Origin of the sequence: Microbacterium sp. UBA3394 (genome assembly GCF_002358725.1) — a bacterium.
Taxonomy (GTDB): Bacteria; Actinomycetota; Actinomycetes; order Actinomycetales; family Microbacteriaceae; genus Microbacterium; species Microbacterium luteum.
In genome coordinates this window covers 1-4,878 of record NZ_DEPK01000100.1, presented here as the reverse complement: position 1 = coordinate 4,878, position 4,878 = coordinate 1, and the positions used below count along the sequence as shown (strand labels likewise).

Sequence of the window (4,878 nt, the reverse complement as noted above, 5' to 3'; positions counted from 1 at the left end):
CGCCGTCTACTACCCCCGACACCGGCGACGAGACCTCGCCATCGCCTTCGTCGGCGTCAACGTCGGCGTGCTCGCGGTGTCGATGGTGCTCACCGACTCGACCGTCACCGCCGGCCTCGGCCTCGGACTGTTCGGCGTGCTGTCGATCATCCGCCTGCGGTCCCGCGAGATCGAGCAGAGTGAGATCGCCTATTATCTCGCCGCCCTCGCCCTCGGCCTGATCGCGGGCCTCTCGGGCGCGGCCACGTGGAGTGCGATCGGCCTCACGGCCTTGATCGTCGGCGTGATCGCGATCGTCGACAGCCCCCTCGTGCTGCGTCGCTCGCGCGAGCAGACGCTCGTGCTCGATAGGGCCTACCCGGATGAGGATGACGCCCGAGCGGCCGTCGAGACACTCCTCGGCACAACCGTGCAGCGCGTCACCGTGCGCGGACTCGACCTCGTCTCCGACACCACCACGGTAAACGTGCGGTACGCCCTCCCCCGCCGCGGAGCCTCGCCGCGTCGCCGCAGCACGCATGACAGCTCCACGCCCTCGGAGCGCGACAGCGCGCCCGACACGGTCGCCCACACCTGGCAGGTGGCCCGATGAACGCCCTCGCCGCACTCGGCGGCCTGCGCACCGTGGGCCTGGATGAACTCAACGCCCAGGCGGAGCTGCAGACCCGTGTCGACCGCAAGTACATCGTTCCGGCCCGCGACCTGCCGGCGGTGCTGCATGCCCTTCCCACTGGCAGTGACGTCCTCGAAATCGGCGGAGAGAACGCGCTCCGCTACGCCTCGCAGTACTTCGACACGCCCACCCTCGACAGCTTCTACGGCGCCGTGCGCGGACGCCGACGTCGATTCAAGGTGCGCGCGCGCACGTATCTCGATTCGGGCGGATCGTTCCTCGAGGTGAAGACCCGAGGTGCACGCGCCGCCACCGTCAAGGACCGGGTGCCGGTCACCGGCGACGAACTCGACGACGAAGCGGTCGCGTACGCCACCGACCTCCTCGCCGACGCCGGGATTCCCGGTGCGGCGCGCCTGGCCGAGAGGCTGCAGCCGACGCTCGTCACTCGATACCGCCGCGCCACGGTGCTGCTCCCGGCGACGCCGGGCGGCGACCCCTCGCGGGCGACGATCGACACCGAGCTCACGTGGATAGCCGCCGACGGCGCGGTCCTGCAGCTGCCGTCGTCCGTGATCGTCGAGACGAAGTCCGGGCAGCGTGCCGGCGCGCTCGACCGCGCGCTGTGGCGACAGGGCCACCGCCCCGCGAAGGTGTCGAAGTACGGCACCGGCATGGCCGCGCTGCACTCGGACCTTCCCGCCAACCCGTGGCACCGGGCGCTGAGTCGGCATTTCCGCCACGGAACCATCGCACGGGGCATCGCGCCCGGTACCGCCTCCGTCCCGGCGTGACACAGACTGACCGCCCTGCGCCACCGCGGCCCCGGCGCTCGTAGACTCGGCACGTGAGGACCATCGGCGTGCTCGGCGGGATGAGCTGGGAGTCCTCGCTGGAGTGGTACCGCCTCGCCAATGAGCGCGTGCGCGATCGCCTCGGCGGCTATCACTCCGCACGCATTCTGCTCGACTCCCTCGACTTCGCCGAGATCGAGGCCCTGCAGGCCGCCGGCGACTGGGTAGCAACGGCGCGGATCCTGTCCACCCGCGCACGCGCGCTGCAGGATGCGGGCGCCGACCTGATCGTGCTGTGCACCAACACGATGCACCTCGTCGCGGACGACATCGAAGCGGCCATCGACATCCCGTTCCTGCACATCGCCGACACGACCGCCGACGCGATCGCCGCGGCCGGGCTGCACACGGTCGGCCTGCTCGGAACGGCGTTCACGATGGAGCAGCCGTTCTACCGCGACCGCCTGGCCTCACGCGGCATCCGCGCCCTCGTTCCGAACGAAGCGGATCGGCGCACCGTGCACGAGATCATCTACGGCGAACTCGTGCACGGCGTCGTCACCGACGACGCACGCGAGCGGTATCGCGACGTGATGGCACGACTGCACGACGCGGGCGCGGAGGGGATCATCCTCGGCTGCACCGAGATCGAGCTGCTCGTCACGCGCGGCGACAGTCCGGTGCCGGTCTTCCCGACGACGGCCCTGCACGTCGACGCCGCGGTCGCCTTCGCACTCGGCGCCGACGGCTCCTGACCGGGCCGGATCACCGTCCGCCGTCGATGAGGGCGAAGAGCTCGCCCGCTGCAGACCTCGCCGAGGCGTCGAGCTCATCGCGCGACGCCGACGCGGCGGCCATCGCGACCACCGGGCGGTCGGCGTCCTCGGCCCAGCCGTCGATGTCGGGGCTCGGTCCGCAGAGCAGGACCCCGTCGACGTTGCGGGAGATCAACGCGTCCACACCCGCGCGGATCGCGACCGCCTCTCCGCCGGCGCGCACCACGACGAGCAGGGCGCCGTGCTCGTCCGCCACCTCGGCGACCGCCTCCGCCATGGCCGCGCACGCGGGGTCGGCGAAGGCCGGAACGACGAGACCGATCGTGGGCAGGATGCTCCCCTGACGCAGCGCGCGGGCAGCGCGGTTCAGCCGGTAGCCGGTGGCGGCGATCGCTTCGCGGATGCGCTCCTCCTGCTCCGGCGAGGTCTGCTGCTTCCCGTTGAGGATGCGCGAGATCGACATCCGGCTCATCCCGACGATGTCGGCGATGTCCTGGAGCGTAGCCTTTCGTCGTTGACCGGCCATGACCGGATTCTAGCCCGGGGCCAGAAAGCCCGGTCTGGCGGCAGGGCGGGGATGGCCGGAGGTTTGCGCAAGATCTCCCGAGCGGATGCGCGAATGTATCGGGATGGAAACGTTGGGTCGCTAACATCGCCGACGAGCGGACGCGGGTCGCGGGGGAAGCCGCTCGAGACGCCACTCGATCCTGGGGGATTACCGATGCATGCTCGCCGTTCGCGCCACTCTCGTCACCGCTCCCGCGTGCTCACGCCCTGGTATCGCCAGGAGGTGGGAGGCCTGCCGGTGTGGGCCATGATCGTCATCGCCCTCGCGGTGGCCGGCCTCATCGCATTCACCGTGACGAACATGCCGGCATGACCGTCACGCATCCCGCCGGCCGGCGGTGAGGGCGCATCCACCCGGCGGTCAGGAGGAGAGGATCGCAGCGATGCGCGTGCGCAGCTCTCGCGGCAGGAAGGGCTTCACGAGATAGTCGTCCGCGCCCGCGGCCAGAGCCCGCGCCCGGTCCTCGTCGGTTCGCCGCGCCGTGAGCATCACGATTCGCGTCGTGGCGAAGTCGACATCGGAGCGCAGCTCCTCGCACACCTCGATGCCGGTCTTGACGGGCATCATCCAATCGAGGAGAACCAGATCGGGATGCTGGGCGCGGGCGAGCTCGAGCCCCTCGCCGCCGTCGCGCCCCACCCGGATGTCGTATCCGTCGCGCGCGAGCACGTCGCGGACGAGCGATGCGACGTCTTCGTCATCCTCGACGATCAGCACCTGAGCCATGCGACACCTCCCTGGCGGGCGTCTGTTCAACCTACCCGGCGCGAGGCGAATCCTCGACTGCGGCACATCGCCCTTGATCCCAATGCCGAAGATGACCCATAATCGCCGCTACCCTCTGACCGTGGAGCGCTTGACCCCCGACACGCGCCTGACGCGGACACGCGCCGAGCGTCCGAAGACGCCTGCGTGGCTGTGGGTTGTCGGCGCCGTCGGAATCCTCGGCCTCGCGCTCCTCGGCGTCTCGTTCTCCGTGCCCGGCATCCCCCTGGCGGTATGGTGGCCGGCTGCCGGCTTCTCGATGTGGTTCGCGCTCAAGGCGGCGCCGCGTCAACGATGGATCGCGGTCGTCGTCATCTTCGTCGTCACGACGGTGGCCAACGCGCTCGCCGGTCGCGATGCGGTGCTGTCGCTCATCTACGGTGCCGCGAACGCGCTGGAAGCCGCCCTCGTCGTCGAACTGCTCGCTCAGCGCATCCGCATCACCGCGCGGCGAGCGCACTTCCCGGTCACGACCGGACGCCGATTCCAGCTCGACTCGGCGCACGCCGCCCTCTACTTCGCCCTCGCCGCCGTCATCGGATCGGCCTCGACAGGCGTCATCGTCGGCGTCACCGCCGCGGTCGTCAGCGGCGGCTGGTCACCGCTGCCGGGTATCTTCGCGAGCGTTTCGCACTGCGCAGCGATCCTCCTGATCGCTCCGTTCGCCCTCCTCCCGCCGGCGCTGGCCACGCGGGTGAGCCGGGTGGAGATCACCGCGCAGACCCTGCTCCTGGCCGGACTGATCGCGATCACGTTCACGGCGCTGACCAGCCTGCCGGGAGCCTTCCTCATCTTCGGTCTGTTCACGTGGGCGGTGCTGCGCTTCCCGCTCCGGGTGGTCTACCCGCAGGCCCTCGCCACCGCGGTGATCGTGCTCGTGCTCACCGTGATGGGCGAGGGAGCTTTCGCCGACCGGGCGAACAGCCCGCTGGAGACCGCCGCCGTCACGGTCGTGTTCATGACCTCGCTCGCCGCGCTCACGGTGCTCCTGTCCTCGGCGCGCTACGAGACCCTCGCCCGGGCGACCGCCGCCCTCGAACTCACCCGCGCACAGGCCGACGTGCAGCGCGAACGCGCCGCCGCCCTCGCCGACCGGCTCGAACTGGAACGACAGCGGCAGGATTTCGTCGCCACGACCAGCCACGAGCTGCGCACCCCGATCACGAGCATCCTCGGCTACAGCGATCTGCTCCGCGAGTCGGAGGCGGCCACCCCCGAGCGCGACTGGATCGAGATCATCCACCGCAACGCGACGCGCCTCGGCGATCTCGTCGAAGATCTTCTCGCACTCGGCCACGGCGAAGCCGCGCCGAGCGCGCTCACCCCCGTCGACGTGGCCGCACCGGATCTGATCGCCGACGT

6 protein-coding genes are annotated in these 4,878 nt (G+C 70.5%); 4 read left to right on the top strand and 2 right to left on the bottom strand.

The window, feature by feature from the left end; genetic code table 11:
* From B4E30_RS05985 to B4E30_RS05975, 3 genes are all read left to right on the top strand, one after another.
* Positions 1-592: DUF4956 domain-containing protein (locus B4E30_RS05985; protein WP_286793971.1), on the top strand; the 592-nt coding region annotated here is incomplete at its 5' end.
* Positions 589-1,407, top strand: a complete 819-nt coding sequence (locus tag B4E30_RS05980) for a polyphosphate polymerase domain-containing protein (RefSeq protein WP_286793969.1) — start codon at positions 589-591, stop codon at positions 1,405-1,407. The genes B4E30_RS05985 and B4E30_RS05980, both read left to right, overlap by 4 nt.
* A gap of 53 nt (positions 1,408-1,460) precedes the next feature.
* A complete protein-coding gene (locus tag B4E30_RS05975; RefSeq protein WP_286721418.1) occupies positions 1,461-2,162 on the top strand; it encodes an aspartate/glutamate racemase family protein in 702 nt (233 codons plus the stop codon).
* Positions 2,163-2,172: 10 nt separating this feature from the next.
* On the opposite strand, the gene B4E30_RS05970 is transcribed toward B4E30_RS05975, so the two are convergent.
* Together B4E30_RS05970 and B4E30_RS05965 are read right to left on the bottom strand one after the other, a co-directional pair.
* Positions 2,173-2,709 carry a LacI family DNA-binding transcriptional regulator gene (locus B4E30_RS05970; protein ID WP_286793968.1) on the bottom strand — a complete coding sequence of 179 codons (537 nt, stop codon included), beginning with the start codon at positions 2,707-2,709 and terminating at the stop codon, positions 2,173-2,175.
* A 402-nt stretch (positions 2,710-3,111) separates the two neighbouring features.
* Complete coding sequence (locus tag B4E30_RS05965) at positions 3,112-3,477, bottom strand: response regulator transcription factor (RefSeq protein ID WP_071044956.1); 366 nt, start codon at positions 3,475-3,477, stop codon at positions 3,112-3,114.
* Between the two features lie 121 nt (positions 3,478-3,598).
* Between B4E30_RS05965 and B4E30_RS05960 the strand changes: the two genes are divergently transcribed.
* Positions 3,599-4,878: histidine kinase dimerization/phospho-acceptor domain-containing protein (locus tag B4E30_RS05960; RefSeq protein ID WP_286793966.1), on the top strand; the 1,280-nt coding region annotated here is incomplete at its 3' end.

Coding starts and splice junctions, on each gene's coding strand:
- B4E30_RS05980 (WP_286793969.1), top strand. CDS start 589: ATGAACGCCCTCGCCGCACTCGGCGGCCTGCGCACCGTGGGCCTGGAT.
- B4E30_RS05970 (WP_286793968.1), bottom strand. CDS start 2,709: ATGGCCGGTCAACGACGAAAGGCTACGCTCCAGGACATCGCCGACATC.
- B4E30_RS05965 (WP_071044956.1), bottom strand. CDS start 3,477: ATGGCTCAGGTGCTGATCGTCGAGGATGACGAAGACGTCGCATCGCTC.